The sequence below is a fragment of the Klebsiella sp. CN_Kp091 genome (assembly GCF_040065095.1).
GTDB classification, from domain to species: domain Bacteria; phylum Pseudomonadota; class Gammaproteobacteria; order Enterobacterales; family Enterobacteriaceae; genus Klebsiella; species Klebsiella aerogenes.
Window position 1 is genome coordinate 1 of the sequence record NZ_JBEAIO010000045.1, and the last position, 18,012, is coordinate 18,012.

Sequence of the window (18,012 nt, forward strand, 5' to 3'; positions counted from 1 at the left end):
TAGGGAGTTCTGAGACGTTGACAAGCCCTGTTTTCAAAAAACTTTTCAACCGTCTTTTTTTTGCGCAAAACGCCTTTAAAGCGGTAGTTTTTCCAGCGTTTCAAAGCCATAACGCTGTAAAACGGGTAAAAGTTGTTCAGTATCCGGGGTAATCGCCATGCAAAAAGCCTTATTGGCATCATTCGATTTTGCATCCGGCGCTTCATGCTCCAGCAGCCATGCGGTGCGTCGAGCAATCGCCGCGCCGGAATCAATAAACCGCGTTCCTTCCGGCATGACCTGTTGCAACTCTTCCGCCAGTAGCGGGAAGTGCGTACAACCTAATACGACCGTATCAGGCGGTTCCTGCATCCGTAGCCATGGACGCAGAATTCGACGCAGCTCTTCCAACGGTACCGCTTCACCGTGCAGCTTCGCCTCGGCCAGTTCCACCAGCTCAGCGGAACCCAGCATTTCGATGCGGCATTCATTGGCAAAGCGGTCAATGAGTTCACGAGTATAAGGACGCTTGACGGTACCGCGCGTCGCCAGCAGGCCGACAATACCGTTCGCCGTTAAGCGCGCGGCAGGTTTAATCGCCGGTACGACGCCGACCACCGGGAAAGCGAACTTTTCACGTAGGGCTGGCAGGGAAACGGTACTGGCGGTATTACAGGCGATGACCGCCAGCGCCAGAGGATAGCGTTGCTGAACGGCAGTCACGATCTCAACAACACGCTCAACGATAAACTCTTCGCTCTTCTCGCCATACGGGAAAGCAACGTTATCGAAAGCATAAATGTAATGTAGATCCGGCAGCAGCTGCCGAATCTCGTTATATACCGACAACCCACCGACGCCGGAATCAAACACCAGCACGGTGGGACGTGGATCAGAAGGTGTAGCTGCCAGACAAGGTGTATTCCCGTCCTGCAGTTTGGTAGCCATATACTGTCTCGTAATCTTTATCGAACAGGTTGGCTATTTTACCACGAACTGTGAGATGTGAGGTGACTGGATACGAAACTGCGAGATCCCACAAGCTTACGCCGCCCAGCTTAACGCTCTCAGGCGCATAGGTTACCGGGTCGTAAGTGTTGTCATAACGGGTGCCAAGATAGTGATAGGTCACACCCCAGTCGAAATCATAAACCTGCCAGTCCAGCTGGTATTTCACCTGCTGTTTTGCCCGGCGCACCAGCAGCTCGTTGGTTTTCGCATCACGCGCATCGACATAGTCATAGCTGATGCTGTGCGCCAGCGGCCCGGTATCAAACGACGCCGTCGCTTCAATACCTTTAATACGCGCCTTGCCGACGTTGTAATATTTCATCAGCTGCGAGTCGTAGTCGATCAGATTATCGATGTCATTACGATACCCGGACAGCCGCCATGTCACCCCAGACGTCAGGCCTTCAAAGGCCCCTTCCCACTGCTTGCTCTCTTCCGGGTCGAGATTCTGATTACCATAGAAGCCGTACAGCTGGCCGAGATTCGGCGCTTTGTAGGCGGTGCCATAAGAGGCGATAAAGCGATAGCCGTCGATAAACTCCCACGCGGCGCTGCTCTGCCAGGTACCGTGCTGGCCAAACTGCGAGTTATCATCACTACGCGCCGCCCCTTCCAGGGTGAAATCGCCCAACTTTTGCAAGCCAGTGAGAAACAGGCCGGTATTACGGATTTCGTAGCCTTCGGTCACATAGTTCGTGCCAGGCTCGGTGGTTTGTTTCTGCCAGTCGATTCCAGCGCCAACGTTGCCGTGGCCAACATCGACCGTGTTCGCCCACTGCACGTTGTACTGTTTCACTTCATCCAGCGTCGCCGAGGTGTCATAGCGCCCCAGTCGCGGATCGTAATTGTAGTCCTTGCTGTGGCTATAGCTGGAAGTCAGCTGCGAGTGGAAGATATCCTGATTAAAACGCAGGCCGGCATCCCAGGTCTGGCTGTACAGCTGGCGAGTGTCGACTAATACGCCGCCATAAGGAGAGCCGTCGTAGGCCGTCCGGTTGTCATAGCCGTACCCGCGCACAAAGCCGCTCCACTCATTGGAGAAGCTATGCTCCAGCGCGCCGTAGATCGTTTTGCTCATAAAGCCATCGCGATCCGGCTGACGAACGCCGCCGGTATTGCCTTCCGCAACCACATCAAAGCCTTTGGTATAGGTATAGTCTCCCGCCAGGGTGACGCGGGTATTACCGCCGAAAGTCTGCTGCGTGCTGCCGCCATAGTTCTGGTCGCCATTTGAGCCCACGCCGGCATTGAGCGTGGTGCCGTCCTGGTCGCGAGTGGTAATAATGTTCACCACCCCGCCAATCGCGTCTGAGCCGTAGACCGCCGAGCGCGGGCCGCGAACGTATTCAATGCGCTGCACCAGAGCGATAGGGAACTGGCTTAAGTCGGAAGAGCCGCTGACGCCCGCCTGATTCAAACGCACGCCATCCACCAAAATTAAGACATGGCTGGAGTTGGTGCCGCGTACGAAAAGAGAGCTCTGCTGCCCCATGCCGCCGTTTTGCGCGATGTCCACGCCCGGCAGGCGGCGCATCACATCGGTGAGAGAGGTTGACTGCCAGCGATCGATATCCTGCCGCGTCACCACGCTCACCGGCGCCAGCACGGTCTCGATAGGTTGCGCCACACGGTTTGCCGTCACCACTAACGTATTTGAATTGCTGTCCTGCGCCCAGCCGGAAAATGCCGTGACGGATAAAGCCGTCATCAGCGAAGCTTTTTTAATCATTGTAAAAGCATCCATAATATAGAGAGGATGCCGCCGGCTCTATCAGTAGCTCGCGATGATAGAAACCAAATGCGACGTATCCGGCAGGTCTTCGGGCTTGGAGGCTGCTTTAAGAAATAATGACTTCCCACGGCTAACCGCAGTGTCTGCACCGAGTGCGCTTATTTCTCGCCTTTCCTTACCGCTGCGCGTCAGCTCCAGATTCGCACTGGATTCCCTATTAACTCAGAGGACCGGTTGCAAGATGCTACAATTAGAAACATATAGATGTCCAGACTGCTATAACGATATTTCATCCGCAACGAGGGCTGGACATCCCCAATGCTTTCCCTACAATCCCCGCGTACTTATTTTATTCAGGATGCATCATGACCCCCGAACACCTTCCTACCGAGCAATACGAAGCGCAACTGGCAGAAAAAGTCGTCCGTTTGCAGAAAATGATGGCCCCTTTTGCCGCGCCGGTTCCGGAGGTGTTTCGTTCGCCGGTCAGCCACTACCGGATGCGCGCTGAATTTCGCCTGTGGCACGACGGCGACGACCTCTATCACATCATCTTCGATCAGCAGACCAAGTCGCGTATTCGCGTCGATACCTTCCCGGCCGCCAGCGAGCTCATCAACCAGCTGATGCCGGCAATGCTCGACGGCGTGCGCCATAACCCGGTCCTGCGCCATAAGCTTTTCCAGATTGATTATCTGACGACCATGAGCAACCAGGCCATCGTCTCGCTGCTCTATCATAAAAAGCTCGACGACGAGTGGCGCCAGCAGGCGGAAGCGCTGCGCGATGCCCTACGCGCGCAAAACCTCAACGTGCAGCTGATTGGACGCGCCACTAAAACCAAAATTGAGCTCGATAGGGATTATGTCGATGAACGTCTGCCGGTTGGCGGGCGCGAAATGATCTATCGTCAGGTGGAAAACAGCTTTACCCAGCCAAACGCGGCGATGAATATTCAGATGCTGGAGTGGGCGCTGGACGTCACCAAAGGTTCCACCGGCGATCTGCTGGAGCTCTACTGCGGCAACGGCAACTTCTCGCTGGCGCTGGCGCGTAACTTCGAGCGCGTGCTGGCGACGGAAATCGCTAAACCGTCAGTCGCCTCCGCGCAATACAATATTGCCGCCAACCATATCGATAACGTGCAAATCATCCGCATGGCGGCGGAAGAGTTTACCCAGGCGATGAACGGCGTGCGGCAGTTTAATCGCCTGCAGGGCATCGATCTGCAGAGCTATCAGTGCGAGACCATTTTTGTCGATCCACCGCGCAGCGGGCTGGATAGCGAGACAGAAAAAATGGTCCAGGCCTATCCGCGAATTCTCTATATCTCCTGCAACCCGGAAACACTGTGCCAGAACCTGGAAACCCTCAGCCAGACGCACAATGTCACCCGCCTGGCGCTATTCGATCAGTTCCCGTATACCCACCATATGGAATGCGGCGTCCTGTTAACGAAGAAATAAACGCATAAAAAAACCCGGCGAACGCAACGTTGCCGGGTTATTGCCTGGCGGATTACTCCGCCGCGGTATCTTTGCGGTTGCGCATCTTGTAACCGATCCAGAACACCATCACGACGGACAGCACCGCCGGGAAGAAGTTAGAGCCGATATCCGGATATTCTGCGCGCACCACGGTGCTATACAGCAGGACGCCGAGAATAAAGCAGGCGGCGGAAAGCCCCGGCAGCCCGACTGGCATACTGCGGTTCTGATAGCGCTGGTGCAGGCAGTACACCGTCAGCAGCAGCGACAGAACCGGGAAGATGGAAAAGGGAACGATTGAGCTGAACAGCGCGGCGAAGGTGCCATTAATGGACAAACCCGCGATCAGCGCCAGCAGTAGCGTACCTTTATCTTGAACTGAGTGTTTCATTGCTCGTCCTTCACGTTATTCGGAATGATGTGACATTTTTTCTTGTTCACGGCGATACCAGTAATACGCGCCTTTTGAAATCATTCTGAGCTGCAGTACCAGCCGCTCTTCCAGCTGTCGGCGCTGCTCCGGACTAACGTCCAACGCTTCCGCACCGGCGTTGAATACGATGGTGACCATAGCTTCAGCCTGCGCTTCAGTAAAGGCGCGCGGCATATGGTTTTCGAGTTCTAAATAGTCGGCAAGTTCCGCGATGAAATGCTGGATCTCGCGCGCTACAGCGGCTCGAAACGCCGCGGATGTGCCAGAACGCTCACGCAACAGCAGACGGAAAGCGTTCGGGTTGTTACCAATAAACTCCATAAAGGTAGAGACGGAGGTGCGGATCACGCTGCCGCCTTTCGCAATGCGCTGGCGCGCCTGGCGCATCAGCTGGCGCAACATTAGCCCGCTTTCGTCTACCATTGTCAGGCCTAACTCATCGACATCGCGAAAATGACGATAAAAGGACGTCGGCGCGATCCCTGCTTCCCGCGCAACCTCGCGCAAGCTCAGGCTGGCAAAGCTTCGCTCAGCGCTAAGTTGGCTAAATGCCGCTTCCACCAGCGAGCGGCGGGTTTTTTCTTTTTGTTGTGCTCTTACGCCCATCACGATGTATGAATCCTTCCAATAGCCCTGTCGGCACTATACCAGAGATTAAAACTAATCGGTTTGTACTGGATTGTGAATGATTGTTTATGAGCCGTTTCTGCTTTTATGCCGCAAAAAAGCACAACGATAATTGGGTTAAAGCTCGCCAAATGTTATCATCGTGTTTATTTTGTGTATAAAACAGGTGAGTAATGCCATGTCACACTCTTGGGATTATGATGCAATAGTGATTGGTTCCGGTCCTGGCGGCGAAGGCGCCGCGATGGGACTGGTGAAACAGGGAGCTCGTGTTGCCGTTATCGAGCGCTACCATAACGTCGGCGGTGGTTGTACCCACTGGGGAACCATCCCGTCAAAAGCGCTTCGCCATGCCGTCAGCCGTATTATTGAGTTTAACCAAAACCCCCTCTACAGCGACCATTCCCGTCTTCTCCGTTCTTCCTTCGCCGACATCCTCAACCATGCCGACAGCGTCATTAACCAGCAAACCCATATGCGTCAGGGTTTCTATGAGCGCAACCACTGCGAAATTCTGCAGGGCAACGCCCACTTTGTTGATGAGCACACGCTGGCGCTGGAGTGTCACGATGGCACCGTAGAAACGGTCACCGCCGAGAAATTCGTTATCGCCTGCGGCTCGCGCCCGTATCATCCGGCCGACGTCGATTTCCACCACCCGCGTATTTACGACAGCGATTCCATTCTTAGCCTGCACCACGAACCGCGCCACGTGATCATTTACGGCGCCGGGGTGATCGGCTGCGAGTACGCGTCGATCTTCCGCGGTATGGAGGTGAAGGTCGATCTGATCAACACCCGCGATCGTCTACTGGCGTTCCTCGATCAGGAGATGTCCGATTCGCTCTCCTATCACTTCTGGAACAGCGGCGTGGTTATCCGCCACAACGAAGAGTACGAGAAAATCGAAGGCGTTGATGATGGCGTGATCATGCATCTGAAATCCGGTAAGAAGCTGAAAGCTGACTGTCTGCTGTATGCCAACGGCCGTACCGGTAACACCGACACCCTGGCGCTGGAAAATATCGGTCTGCAAACCGACAGCCGCGGCCAGCTGAAAGTGAACAGCATGTATCAGACCGCTCTGCCGCATATCTATGCCGTCGGCGACGTTATCGGTTATCCGAGCCTGGCGTCAGCGGCTTACGATCAGGGGCGCATCGCCGCACAGGCGCTGATCAAAGGCGAAGCCTCCGCGCATCTGATTGAAGATATCCCGACCGGGATCTACACCATTCCAGAAATCAGCTCAGTGGGTAAAACCGAGCAGCAGCTAACCGCCATGAAGGTGCCTTATGAGGTGGGTCGCGCGCAGTTTAAACATCTGGCGCGGGCGCAAATCGTCGGTATGAGCGTAGGTACGCTGAAGATTCTGTTCCATCGCGAGACGAAAGAGATCCTCGGTATCCACTGCTTTGGTGAGCGCGCGGCCGAAATTATTCATATCGGTCAGGCGATTATGGAGCAGAAAGGTGGCGGTAACACCATTGAGTACTTCGTTAACACCACCTTTAACTACCCGACCATGGCCGAAGCCTATCGGGTAGCGGCGTTAAACGGCTTAAACCGCCTCTTTTAACGCCTTATCAAAGTGGCCATCCATAGTACTGCGGATGGCCTCCGCCAGATGCTCATAGCGGCTACGCAGCGGCGAACCAGGACGATAAACCAGCCCGATGGTACGTCTTGGTTCCGGCTTAATGCACGGAATATAGACCACGCCATCGCGTTTTCTCTCCTGCGGCACCGCCAGCGCCGGCAGCAGCGTAATACCACTTCCGGCGGCAACCATGTTGCGCAGCGTTTCAAGGCTGGTCGCCCGGAAGTGGGTATCTTCATCCGCACCCGCTTCAAAGCAGAAGCCCATCGCCTGGTCGCGCAGACAGTGTCCGTCTTCCAGCATCAATAGCTTTTCACCCGCTAAATCCGCCATCGGAACGCGATCGCGCTCTGCCCACGGATGGTCTTCGTAGATAGCCAGCATCATCGGCTCATCGAACAGCGGCACTTCGATAAAGGCTTCACTCTCTTTAACCAGCGCGAGGATCGCGCAGTCGAGCTTACCGCTATCGAGCTGCGCCAGCAGCTGATGGGTTTGCGCCTCATGCAGATACATTTCCAGCTTCGGGAAAGTCTGATGCAGCATCGGGATTATGTGCGGCAGCAAATATGGCCCCACCGTCGGGATCAGGCCGATATGCAGCGGCCCGGACATGGTTTCCCCTTGCTGGCTTGCCATCTCCTTGAGCACTTTTACTTCGCGTAGCACGGTACGCGCCTGATCCACCAGCAGCAAACCCGCCTGAGTGAACAGAACCTTACGGCTGGTGCGCTCCAGCAACATCACCCCAAGTTCATCTTCCAGCTTGCGAATTTGTCCGCTGAGCGTGGGCTGACTGACGTGGCAGGAATCTGCCGCACGTCGGAAGTGGCGATGTTCAGCCAGCGCTACCAGGTATTCAAGATCGCGAATATTCATTATTCATCCTCCATCGCCACGATAGTCCATGGCGATAGATAGAATAGCAACGAACGATTATCCCTATCAAGTTTTCTGTTCAATAATAACCACAGAAACGAGGAGAACATCTGAAAATCATTGAGTCGCCTCACAGTTTCCCTACCCGAACAACTAAAGCCAACGTGAACTTTTGCGGACTTCGTGTCCGCTTTTTTTTACGTAAAAAAGCCCGGGGAGTACCCAGGCTCATTCAACACCGGTGCAATCTCTTACACCAGGCGCTGTCTGGCGTCGGCAATCGCCTGCGTCACCTGCTGCGGCGAGACGCCGCCTTTGGCCGCACGTTTATCAAGGCAGGACTGCAACGACAGGATCGGATAGACGTCATCGCCGATAACGTTGCTGAACTTTTGCAGGTCGCTTAACGGTAAATCTTCCAGCGCTTTGCCCTGAGCAATCGCTTCAACCACCGCTTCACCGACGATATGGTGTGCTTCACGGAACGGAACGCCTTTTGCTACCAGGTAATCCGCCAGCTCGGTAGCGTTGGCGTAACCCTGCTGCGCCGCTTCCGCACAGCGCGGACGTTTCACCTGGATACCGTCCAGCACCAGCGCCGCCATGTGCAGGCAGTCGAGCCAGGTGTCCAGCGCATCGAACAGCCCTTCTTTGTCTTCCTGCATATCTTTGTTGTAGGCCAGCGGTAGCCCTTTCAGGGTCATCATCATGCCGGTCAGCGCGCCCTGCACGCGGCCGCATTTACCGCGGATCAGTTCCAGCGCATCCGGGTTTTTCTTCTGCGGCATCAGTGACGAGCCGGAAGTAACGCGGTCAGACAATTCAACAAAACCCGCTTCGCCGGTATTGAAGAAAATCAGATCTTCGGCAAAACGCGACAGGTGCACCATGCCGATAGAGGCATCGGAAAGCAGCTCCAGCACGTGATCGCGATCGGAGACGCTATCGAGGCTGTTACGGGTCGCCGATGCGAAACCCAACCAACCGGCCAGCTGTTCACGGTCGATTTCATAAGCGGTTCCCGCCAGCGCGCCGCAGCCCAGCGGGCTGACATCAAGGCGCTTGAGCGCATCCTGCAGGCGGCTTTCATCACGGGCCAGCATTTCAACGTAGGCCAGACACCAGTGCGCAAAAGTCACCGGCTGGGCGCGCTGCAGATGGGTATAACCCGGCATCACCGCGTCCTGATTGTTGCCCGCGGTTTCCACCAGCGCGCTTTGCAGTTGGCGGGTCGCGGACAGCAGCTCGGTGACGGTCTCTTTGCACCACAGCTTGAGATCGGTGGCGACCTGGTCATTACGACTACGTCCGGTATGCAGTTTTTTGCCCAACTGGCCGACTTTATCGATCAGTTTTCCTTCGACCCAGCTATGGATATCTTCGGCATCGCTTTCAAGGATTTGCTGCGGGTTGGCGCGTACCTCTTCCAGCAAGACGTTCAGCGCCTCTTCCAGCTGCAGTTGCTCATCGGCGGTCAGTACGCCTACGGTTACCAGCGCTTTGGACCAGGCGACGGATCCCACGATATCCTGTTCCGCCAGACGATAGTCAAAGCGTAAAGAGTCGTTGAATTGTTTGAACCGCTGATCTGCTGCCTGTGTAAAACGCCCGCCCCAAAGTGCCATAACATGCTTCCTTAATTCGTGAGTTCTGCCGGGCCGCGCTACGCTTACCCGGCCTACGGTCTTGTTGCCCCGGCAAGCAACGCGCCGCCGGGCATTCAATCTTAAGCCAAAATACGCGTACCGATCGGGGTACCGTTAAATAATGCCGGCAGCTGCTCGGCATGGCGCCAGGAGGCGATATCTACCGGACGGCCCAGCTCGCGCGCCGCGTCCAGCGCCGCGTTCACTTTCACGATCATGCCGTCGGTAATAATGCCCTGTTCAATCAGTTGCTCGGCCCTGGAGGCAGTCATTTCCGCAATCCGCTGACCTTTACCGTCGAGAATGCCGCTAACATCGGACAGCAGGATAAGATCCGCGCCCAGCGTCGCCGCCAGCGCCGTCGCTGCCTGATCGGCGTTGACGTTCATCAGTTGTCCTTGGTCGGTGACGCCGATCGAGCTCACGACAGGCAGGTAGCCGCCCGCCAACAGCGTATTGATAAGCGTCGGCGAGCCTGCCTGCGCTTTACCAACGTGGCCCAGTTCTTCATCCAACTGAGTCACCTTCACGCTATCGCCATCGCCGAGGAACAGCCCTACCGAAGCCAGACCATGCTTTTTCGCCCATGCCAGCAGCGTTTTGTTGGCGGTTCCCGCCAGCGCGCCGGTAATGATGTCAATCTGATCGGCAGGCGTTACGCGCAGGCCATTTTTCTTTTTCACCGGCAGATTAAGCTGTTTCATCAGCTCATCCACCACGCAGCCGCCGCCGTGGACGATAACCAGCGGACGCTGGTGTGTTTCGCGGTAGTGCACCAGCGCGGTAAACAGACGTTCCAGCGCTTCTTCGCTATCCAACAACACGCCGCCAAGTTTGATAATCAATGGATTGTTCATCATCACACCTTAAATTAAAGACTGCGTCTCAGCGAAGCCGAAACGAATGTTAGCGCACTGCACGGCCTGCGCTGCCGCGCCTTTCAGCAGGTTATCTTCTGCGGCCACGACGATAATATGTTCATCCTGGACGGCAAAACCGATATCACAGAATGGCAGCCCAACCACATTTTTCAGCGCCGGTACGCCTTTATCGTATAAACGGACCAACGGCTTATTGGCATAGGCCTGCTGGAAGACCTCTGCAACCTGCTCTTTACCGACGCCCGGCTTCAGGCGACAGGTAATGGTTTCAAGAATACCGCGTTTAAAATTGCCCAAATGGGGAGTGAAGATCACCTCTGCGCCCAGATGGGTGGCAATTTCTGGATGATGGCGATGATTGAAAACGCCGTACGGCTGCAGGCTGACTTCACAGAAGCTATTGCTCATCGCCGCCTTACGACCGGCGCCGCTGACGCCGCTGGTGGCGTTGATCACCGGCCACTGCTTCAGATCCAGCAGACCGGCATCGATCAGCGGTTTTAACGACAGCTGCGCCGCCGTCGGGTAGCAGCCAGGCACCGCGATCAAATTCGCCTCTTTCAATGCTTCGACGTTCCACTCCGCCAGGCCGTATACCGCCTGTTTGAGCAGGTCCGGATGCCGATGAGTGAAACCGTAGTATTTTTCGTAGAACGCGCCATCGTTGACGCGAAACGCGCCGGACAAATCGAACACCACGCAGCCCGCGGCCAAAAACTGCGGCGCCAGATCGTGGCTAACTTCATGCGCGGTCGCGAGGAACACCACATCCGCGCCAGCGCTAAATTCGCTGATATCAGACATCGCCTGCAGCGGCAGGTCGACAATACCTTTCAGCTGCGGATGTATATCGGAAATGAACTTTCCAGCATCATTACTTTGCGCGGAGACGGTCAAAGCGGTTATGTTCATATGAGGGTGGCGATTTACATAGGCCACCAGCTCTGCGCCGGCATAGCCGCTAGCTCCCACGATCAGCGTATTTAGCATTGGAAGAGCATCTCCTTACATTCGATGGGTTTTATTGCGCTCAACGATATTGTATTTTTATTCACAAATACTGCATGAATATTGATACTATCATGACCAGAGGTGTGTCAACAATGAAAAACAATTTACCGCCCTTTATCGAGATTTACCGCGCATTGATCGCCACACCTTCCATCAGCGCGACCGAAGAAGCGCTGGATCAAAGCAATGAGTCTTTAATCAATTTACTCGGCGGCTGGTTCCGCGATCTGGGCTTTAACGTCGAGATCCAGCCGGTACCTGAGACGCGTAATAAATTCAATATGTTGGCCAGTACCGGCCACGGCGCTGGCGGCCTGCTGCTCGCCGGGCATACCGATACCGTGCCTTTCGACGATGGCCGCTGGACTCGCGACCCGTTTACCCTTACCGAGCACGACAACAAACTCTACGGACTCGGCACGGCCGATATGAAAGGCTTCTTCGCGTTTATCCTCGATGCCCTGCGCGACGTTGACGTCAGTAAATTGAAAAAACCGCTGTATATACTGGCTACCGCTGACGAAGAAACCAGCATGGCGGGCGCGCGCTACTTCGCCGAAACCACACAGCTGCGCCCGGATTGCGCGATCATCGGCGAGCCGACCTCGCTGCAGCCGGTACGGGCGCATAAAGGGCACATTTCAACAGCGGTACGCGTACTGGGCCAGTCCGGCCACTCCAGCGACCCGGCGCGCGGCGTGAACGCTATCGAACTGATGCACGATGCGATTGGCCGCATCATGCAACTGCGCGATGACTTAAAAGAGCGTTACCACTACGCCGCCTTCACCGTGCCTTATCCGACGCTCAACCTGGGCGCTATTCACGGCGGCGATGCATCCAACCGCATCTGCGCCTGCTGCGAGCTGCACATGGATATTCGTCCATTGCCGGGTATGACGCTTAACGACCTGAACGGCCTGCTGGATGAAGCGCTGGCGCCGGTGAGCGAACGCTGGCCGGGGCGTCTGACGGTCTCTGAGCTGCATCCGCCGATCCCTGGCTATGAATGCCCTCCGGACCACAAGCTGGTCGAAGTGGTTGAAAAACTGCTCGGCGCGCAGACCGAAGTGGTGAACTACTGCACCGAAGCGCCGTTTATCCAGACGCTGTGTCCTACGCTGGTGTTAGGTCCGGGCTCCATCAACCAGGCCCACCAGCCGGATGAATATCTGGAGACGCGGTTTATTAAGCCGACGCGCGAGCTCATCACCCAGGTTGTCCATCACTTCTGCTGGCATTAATCGCTGCTATTTTCCCGCCTTCGCGTCCGGAGGCGGGAGAGTGACGATCGTCACACTTCCATAAGTAATGCTTATCCGCCGACCGCTGAGTTAACTTTCGCAAATTATCGCTATTTATTCGTTTGCTGAAGCGATTTCGCAGCAATTGACGCGGGGGTATTTACGTGGCTTTATAAAAGACGGGTTGCTTATCCACTGCTCAAATCACGGAGCGCCGGATATAACAAAATAAAATGAGATGGGGTGTCTGGGGTAACATGAACGAACAATATTCCGCTTTGCGTAGTAATGTCAGTATGCTCGGTAAGGTGCTGGGCGACACCATCAAGGATGCGCTAGGAGAAAACATTCTTGATCGAGTCGAAACTATCCGTAAGTTGTCCAAATCTTCTCGCGCGGGCAATGAGGCCAATCGCCAGGAGCTGCTTACCACGCTGCAAAACTTGTCCAACGACGAGCTGCTGCCGGTGGCGCGCGCCTTTAGCCAGTTTTTGAATCTGGCTAATACCGCCGAGCAATATCACAGCATTTCGCCCAACGGCGAAGCCGCCAGCAATCCGGAAGTTATTGCTCGTACCCTGAGAAAACTCAAAGACCAACCCAATCTCAACGAAGACACCATTAAAAAAGCGGTGGAATCCCTGTCGCTGGAGCTGGTGTTAACCGCTCACCCGACCGAGATCACCCGCCGGACGCTGATCCATAAAATGGTGGAAGTCAACAACTGCCTTAAGCAGTTGGATAACAAAGATATCGCCGACTACGAGCACAATCAGCTGATGCGCCGCCTGCGCCAGCTGATCGCCCAGTCCTGGCATACCGATGAAATTCGTAAGTACCGCCCTTCTCCGGTCGATGAAGCCAAATGGGGTTTCGCGGTAGTTGAAAACAGCCTGTGGGAAGGCGTGCCGAACTATCTGCGCGAGCTGAACGAACAGCTGGAAGCCAACCTCGGCTACCAGCTACCGGTTGATTTCGTCCCGGTACGCTTCACCTCCTGGATGGGCGGCGACCGTGACGGCAACCCGAACGTCACCGCCGATATCACCCGCCACGTGCTGCTGCTCAGCCGCTGGAAAGCGACCGATCTGTTCCTGAAAGATATCCAGGTGCTTATCTCTGAGCTGTCGATGGTCGAATGCACCGACGAGCTCCGCGATTTGGCCGGCGCGGAAGGCGCGCAAGAGCCGTATCGTTATCTGATGAAAAAGCTGCGTAGTCAGTTGATGGAGACCCAGGCCTGGCTGGAAGCTCGCCTGAAAGGGCAAAAACTGCCGAAACCGGCAGGGCTTATCACGCAAAACGAACAGCTGTGGGAACCGCTGTATGCCTGCTATAAATCGCTCCAGGCCTGCGGCATGGGCATCATCGCCAACGGCGAACTGCTTGATACCCTGCGCCGGGTGAAATCTTTCGGCGTACCGCTGGTGCGTATCGATATTCGTCAGGAAAGCACCCGCCACACCGAAGCGCTGGGCGAAATGACCCGCTACCTCGGGATCGGCGATTATGAAAGCTGGTCGGAAGCCGACAAGCAGGCCTTCCTGATCCGTGAACTGAACTCCAAACGCCCGCTGCTGCCGCGTCAGTGGGAGCCGAGCGAAGAGACCCGCGAAGTTCTCGACACCTGCAAAGTGATCGCCGAAGCGCCGCGTGGATCGATCGCTGCTTATGTGATCTCAATGGCCAAAACGCCGTCCGACGTGCTGGCGGTTCATTTGCTGTTAAAAGAAGCCGGTATCGGCTTCGCGCTGCCGGTTGCGCCGCTGTTTGAAACGCTGGACGACCTGAACAACGCCAACGACGTCATGACTCAGTTGCTGAATATTGACTGGTATCGCGGCTTTATTCAGGGCAAACAGATGGTCATGATCGGTTATTCCGACTCGGCCAAAGATGCTGGCGTCATGGCCGCGTCCTGGGCCCAGTACCAGGCCCAGGACGCGCTGATCAAAACCTGCGAAAAAGCCGGTATTGAACTGACGCTGTTCCACGGTCGCGGCGGCTCCATCGGTCGCGGCGGCGCGCCGGCCCACGCGGCGCTGCTCTCGCAGCCGCCGGGCAGCCTGAAAGGCGGGCTGCGCGTCACCGAACAGGGCGAGATGATCCGCTTTAAGTACGGCCTGCCGGAAGTGACCATCAGCAGCCTGTCGTTGTACACCAGCGCGATTCTGGAAGCCAACCTGCTGCCGCCGCCGGAACCAAAACCGCAGTGGCGCGAAATCATGGCCGAGCTGTCCGATGTCTCCTGCAAGATGTACCGCGGCTACGTGCGGGAAAACAAAGACTTCGTCCCTTATTTCCGCTCCGCGACCCCGGAACAGGAACTGGGCAAACTGCCGCTTGGCTCGCGCCCGGCGAAGCGTCGCCCGACCGGCGGCGTCGAGTCACTGCGCGCCATCCCGTGGATCTTCGCCTGGACCCAGAACCGCCTGATGCTGCCGGCCTGGCTGGGCGCCGGCGCCGCGCTGCAGAAAGTGGTCGAGGGCGGTAAGCAAAGCGAGCTGGAAAGCATGTGCCGCGATTGGCCATTCTTCTCGACCCGTCTCGGAATGCTGGAGATGGTCTACTCAAAAGCCGACCTGTGGCTGGCGGAGTACTACGATCAGCGGCTGGTGAAACCGGAACTGTGGAAACTCGGTGAAGAGCTGCGTCAGCTGTTAACCGCCGATATCAAAGTGGTGTTGGCTATCGCCAACGACTCCCACCTGATGGCCGACCTGCCGTGGATAGCCGAATCCATCCAGTTGCGTAACATCTATACCGACCCGCTGAACGTCCTGCAGGCCGAACTGCTGCACCGTTCGCGCCAGGCCGAAGAGGCTGGCGAGGAACCGGATGCGCGCGTTGAACAAGCGCTGATGGTCACTATTGCCGGCGTCGCGGCAGGAATGCGTAATACCGGCTAGTCACTGTTTCCCCCGGCCGCCCGGCCGGGGGATTTTCCCTCTCGTTTTAGTGATGCAACATCTCATCGACGATCTGCTCTTTATGCAGCGCATAAGGATAATAGGTCGGCCAGTTATCCATCTCTTTCAGCAAGGCTTCCTGAGATTCATTGCCCATAAATATATGGAAATGCTGTGATTTACGCGGGCTAATAATGTGGTCGCTGAATTGGACGAATTTCGGCGCGTTACCATCGCCCTGTTGGCACTCAAACAGGTAACGAACCCCCTTCTTGCCAGAGGCGTATTGCAGAATTTTGTAGCCTGAGTAGGTATATTTGCAGCTATTAACGGTCTTGCCGACGTGGAACTCTATCACCCCATCTTCGATGCCAATCTGCTCCACATCGGTGGCGTAACCTTTCTTGTAATAGGCGCGATACTCTTCCACGCTCATGGCGCCGGGCTTTTTCGCCTTCTGCTCCAGCACCGGATCAAGGTCGCCATTCAGCAGATACGGATAGACTGACTGCCAGACGCCATCCCAATCGCTCAACGCGCGATCCTTCACATCTTTATCGGCAAAAATGCCTTCGCTGGCCTGGCGTTCTGTTTCAGTTAACGCCGGGCCATGACTATGATTACCGTGGGCAAAAGCCTGAGCGCCGGCAAGCGCTATGCCGAAACCAAACGCGAGCATGGGGATCTTTCGGGTCATTACTCTCTCCTGAGTTAAATATCGATTGCGACAAAATGTTACGATATAACATATCTTAATCGGGAAGCAATAACGATGAGTTCGTACTTTTACCGCTGGAAAAATGTCCGGTATGATGAAATGCGTGGCGTTTTGGCGGGGTAAAGATGGATAACAGCATCAATCAGCTCATTGATTCATTAGTGAAAAAACAAACCTGCATTGCGGAAGTGCATTTTGCCGGAGAATCACGCCCGCCAGCCGACGCCGCGATCAAGGTTGATTTTCCACGTCTGAATATCGTCATTGAGGGGCAGTTGTACGATCTCGCCCTCGGCGATAACGCCGCGCCGCTGCAGGCGCGTGACGTACTCTATATTGCGAGCGATAGCTGGAACTGGCCGCGATGGCAGACCCCATGCCTGCTGCTAAGCATCTTATTCGGCAAACAGCAGCTGGAATTTTCGCTGCAGCGCTGGAACGGAGAAGCGCTAACCCTGGTCCAGAAGATTCAGGTACCGCGCCGCGGGCCGCGCGTGGGTTCATTTCTGCTACAGGCGCTAAATGAAATACGCATGCAGCCGCAGGAGCAGCAAACCGCCCGCTGCATCGTCATTAGCCTACTCAGCCACTGTACCGATCTACTGGGTAGCCAGGCGCAAACCTCATCGCGCAGCCAGGCGCTATTCGAGGCGATCCGCCAATATATCGATATTCATTTCGCCGAGCCGCTGAGCCGGGAATCCGTAGCACAGGCGTTTTATCTCTCTCCCAACTATCTCTCGCATCTGTTTCAGAAGTGCGGACCTATGGGCTTTAACGAATACCTCAATCATATCCGTCTCGAACAGGCGCGCATGCTGCTGAAGGGTCATGATATGAAGGTAAAAGATATCGCCCACGCCTGCGGCTTCGCCGACAGCAATTACTTCTGCCGCCTGTTTCGCAAGAATACTGAACGTTCACCTTCCGAGTATCGCCGCCAGTACCATAGCCAGCTGACGGAAAACCCCTCTGCGCCGTAAAACTAGATTTTTGTAAGTTACTGATTTCTACCTGCAGGCTATTTCAGCCTGGAGGTATTATCACACGGACAAACGTGATCTAAATCACCCTTAACCGTAATGCGTACATTTATCCAGTTTTTGGCAAATTTGTCATCTGGCGGGCAGGCAAACGGAAGCCGTATCCTTACCTCAACATCATTGAATTACACATCGAGGAATGGTTATGGAACTCTATCTGGACACCGCGAACGTCGCTGAAGTTGAACGTCTGGCCCGCATTTATCCGCTGGCTGGCGTCACCACCAACCCGAGCATCATCGCCGCCGGCAAAACCCCGGTTTGGGACGTGCTGCCGCGCCTGCAAAAAGCCGTTGGCCCGGAAGGTATTCTGTTCGCGCAGACCATGAGTCGCGATGCGCAAGGTATGGTGGCTGAAGCCAAACGCCTGAGTAACGCCGTACCAGGAATCGTGGTTAAGATCCCGGTCACCGCCGAAGGCCTCGCCGCCATCAAAGTGCTAAAAAAAGAAGGCATCCCTACGCTTGGCACCGCGGTCTATAGCGCTTCCCAGGGGCTGCTCGCGGCGCTGGCCGGCGCGAAATACGTCGCGCCGTACGTCAACCGCGTCGACGCCCAGGGCGGTGACGGTATTCGCATGGTGCAAGAACTGCAATCCCTGCTGGAAATGCACGCCCCGGAAAGCAAAGTCCTGGCCGCGAGCTTCAAAACCCCGCGTCAGGCGCTGGATTGCCTGTTAGCCGGCTGCGAAGCTATCACCCTCCCCCTAGACGTAGCGCAACAAATGCTCGGCACCCCTGCGGTAGAGTCAGCCATAGAGAAGTTCGAGCAGGACTGGAATAACGCATTTGGCACGTTGAACCTGTAATCCG

Annotated in this window: 14 protein-coding genes, 1 pseudogene and 1 riboswitch; of the genes and pseudogenes, 6 read left to right on the plus strand and 9 right to left on the minus strand. The window is 55.7% G+C overall.

Annotation, left to right across the window (positions count from 1 at the left end):
- Positions 1-75: 75 nt before the first annotated feature.
- On the minus strand, positions 76-927 hold the full coding sequence (gene murI / locus ABLV17_RS18865) for a glutamate racemase (RefSeq protein WP_015703959.1): 852 nt from the start codon (positions 925-927) through the stop codon (positions 76-78).
- The gene (btuB, locus tag ABLV17_RS18870; protein WP_348854541.1) at positions 872-2,719 is read right to left on the minus strand and encodes a TonB-dependent vitamin B12 receptor BtuB; all 1,848 of its coding nucleotides are present in this window, start codon (positions 2,717-2,719) and stop codon (positions 872-874) included. Before btuB ends, murI begins: the two co-directional genes overlap by 56 nt.
- A gap of 64 nt (positions 2,720-2,783) precedes the next feature.
- A riboswitch (cobalamin riboswitch) is annotated at positions 2,784-2,972 on the minus strand.
- Positions 2,973-3,087: 115 nt separating this feature from the next.
- On the opposite strand from btuB, the gene trmA reads away from it, so the two are divergent.
- Positions 3,088-4,188: a tRNA (uridine(54)-C5)-methyltransferase TrmA gene (gene trmA, locus ABLV17_RS18875; protein WP_113374917.1), complete on the plus strand. Its 1,101-nt coding sequence runs from the start codon at positions 3,088-3,090 to the stop codon at positions 4,186-4,188.
- Positions 4,189-4,240: 52 nt separating this feature from the next.
- Here trmA and ABLV17_RS18880 read toward each other — a convergent pair whose 3' ends face one another.
- On the minus strand, positions 4,241-4,600 hold the full coding sequence (locus ABLV17_RS18880; RefSeq protein ID WP_045395329.1) for a YijD family membrane protein: 360 nt from the start codon (positions 4,598-4,600) through the stop codon (positions 4,241-4,243).
- A 15-nt stretch (positions 4,601-4,615) separates the two neighbouring features.
- A complete protein-coding gene (gene fabR / locus ABLV17_RS18885; protein WP_015368907.1) occupies positions 4,616-5,251 on the minus strand; it encodes an HTH-type transcriptional repressor FabR in 636 nt (211 codons plus the stop codon).
- A 196-nt stretch (positions 5,252-5,447) separates the two neighbouring features.
- Here fabR and sthA point away from each other — a divergent pair, with 196 nt between their 5' ends.
- A complete protein-coding gene (gene sthA / locus ABLV17_RS18890; protein ID WP_015368908.1) occupies positions 5,448-6,848 on the plus strand; it encodes a Si-specific NAD(P)(+) transhydrogenase in 1,401 nt (466 codons plus the stop codon).
- On the opposite strand, the gene oxyR is transcribed toward sthA, so the two are convergent.
- The 4 genes from oxyR to argC form a co-directional block, all read right to left on the minus strand.
- Complete coding sequence (gene oxyR, locus ABLV17_RS18895) at positions 6,831-7,748, minus strand: DNA-binding transcriptional regulator OxyR (RefSeq protein ID WP_015368909.1); 918 nt, start codon at positions 7,746-7,748, stop codon at positions 6,831-6,833. The genes sthA and oxyR overlap by 18 nt on opposite strands.
- A 251-nt stretch (positions 7,749-7,999) precedes the next feature.
- Complete coding sequence (gene argH / locus ABLV17_RS18900) at positions 8,000-9,373, minus strand: argininosuccinate lyase (protein WP_087858723.1); 1,374 nt, start codon at positions 9,371-9,373, stop codon at positions 8,000-8,002.
- A 101-nt stretch (positions 9,374-9,474) separates the two neighbouring features.
- Entirely contained in the window at positions 9,475-10,251 is a 777-nt protein-coding gene (gene argB / locus ABLV17_RS18905) for an acetylglutamate kinase (RefSeq protein WP_113374915.1), read from the minus strand.
- Positions 10,252-10,260: 9 nt separating this feature from the next.
- A complete protein-coding gene (gene argC / locus ABLV17_RS18910; RefSeq protein ID WP_271032462.1) occupies positions 10,261-11,265 on the minus strand; it encodes an N-acetyl-gamma-glutamyl-phosphate reductase in 1,005 nt (334 codons plus the stop codon).
- Positions 11,266-11,378: 113 nt separating this feature from the next.
- Here argC and argE point away from each other — a divergent pair, with 113 nt between their 5' ends.
- Entirely contained in the window at positions 11,379-12,530 is a 1,152-nt protein-coding gene (gene argE, locus ABLV17_RS18915) for an acetylornithine deacetylase (protein ID WP_015368914.1), read from the plus strand.
- Positions 12,531-12,787: 257 nt separating this feature from the next.
- A complete protein-coding gene (gene ppc / locus ABLV17_RS18920) occupies positions 12,788-15,439 on the plus strand; it encodes a phosphoenolpyruvate carboxylase (protein WP_047047252.1) in 2,652 nt (883 codons plus the stop codon).
- Positions 15,440-15,485: 46 nt separating this feature from the next.
- On the opposite strand, the gene zinT is transcribed toward ppc, so the two are convergent.
- Positions 15,486-16,136: a metal-binding protein ZinT gene (zinT, locus tag ABLV17_RS18925; protein ID WP_113374913.1), complete on the minus strand. Its 651-nt coding sequence runs from the start codon at positions 16,134-16,136 to the stop codon at positions 15,486-15,488.
- A 24-nt stretch (positions 16,137-16,160) separates the two neighbouring features.
- Between zinT and ABLV17_RS18930 the strand changes: the two are divergent.
- Positions 16,161-17,140, plus strand: a pseudogene (locus ABLV17_RS18930) (AraC family transcriptional regulator).
- Between the two features lie 205 nt (positions 17,141-17,345).
- Positions 17,346-18,008 (plus strand): fructose-6-phosphate aldolase, encoded by a 663-nt coding sequence (gene fsa / locus ABLV17_RS18935; RefSeq protein WP_213317838.1) that lies wholly within the window; start codon positions 17,346-17,348, stop codon positions 18,006-18,008.
- Positions 18,009-18,012 lie beyond the last annotated feature (4 nt).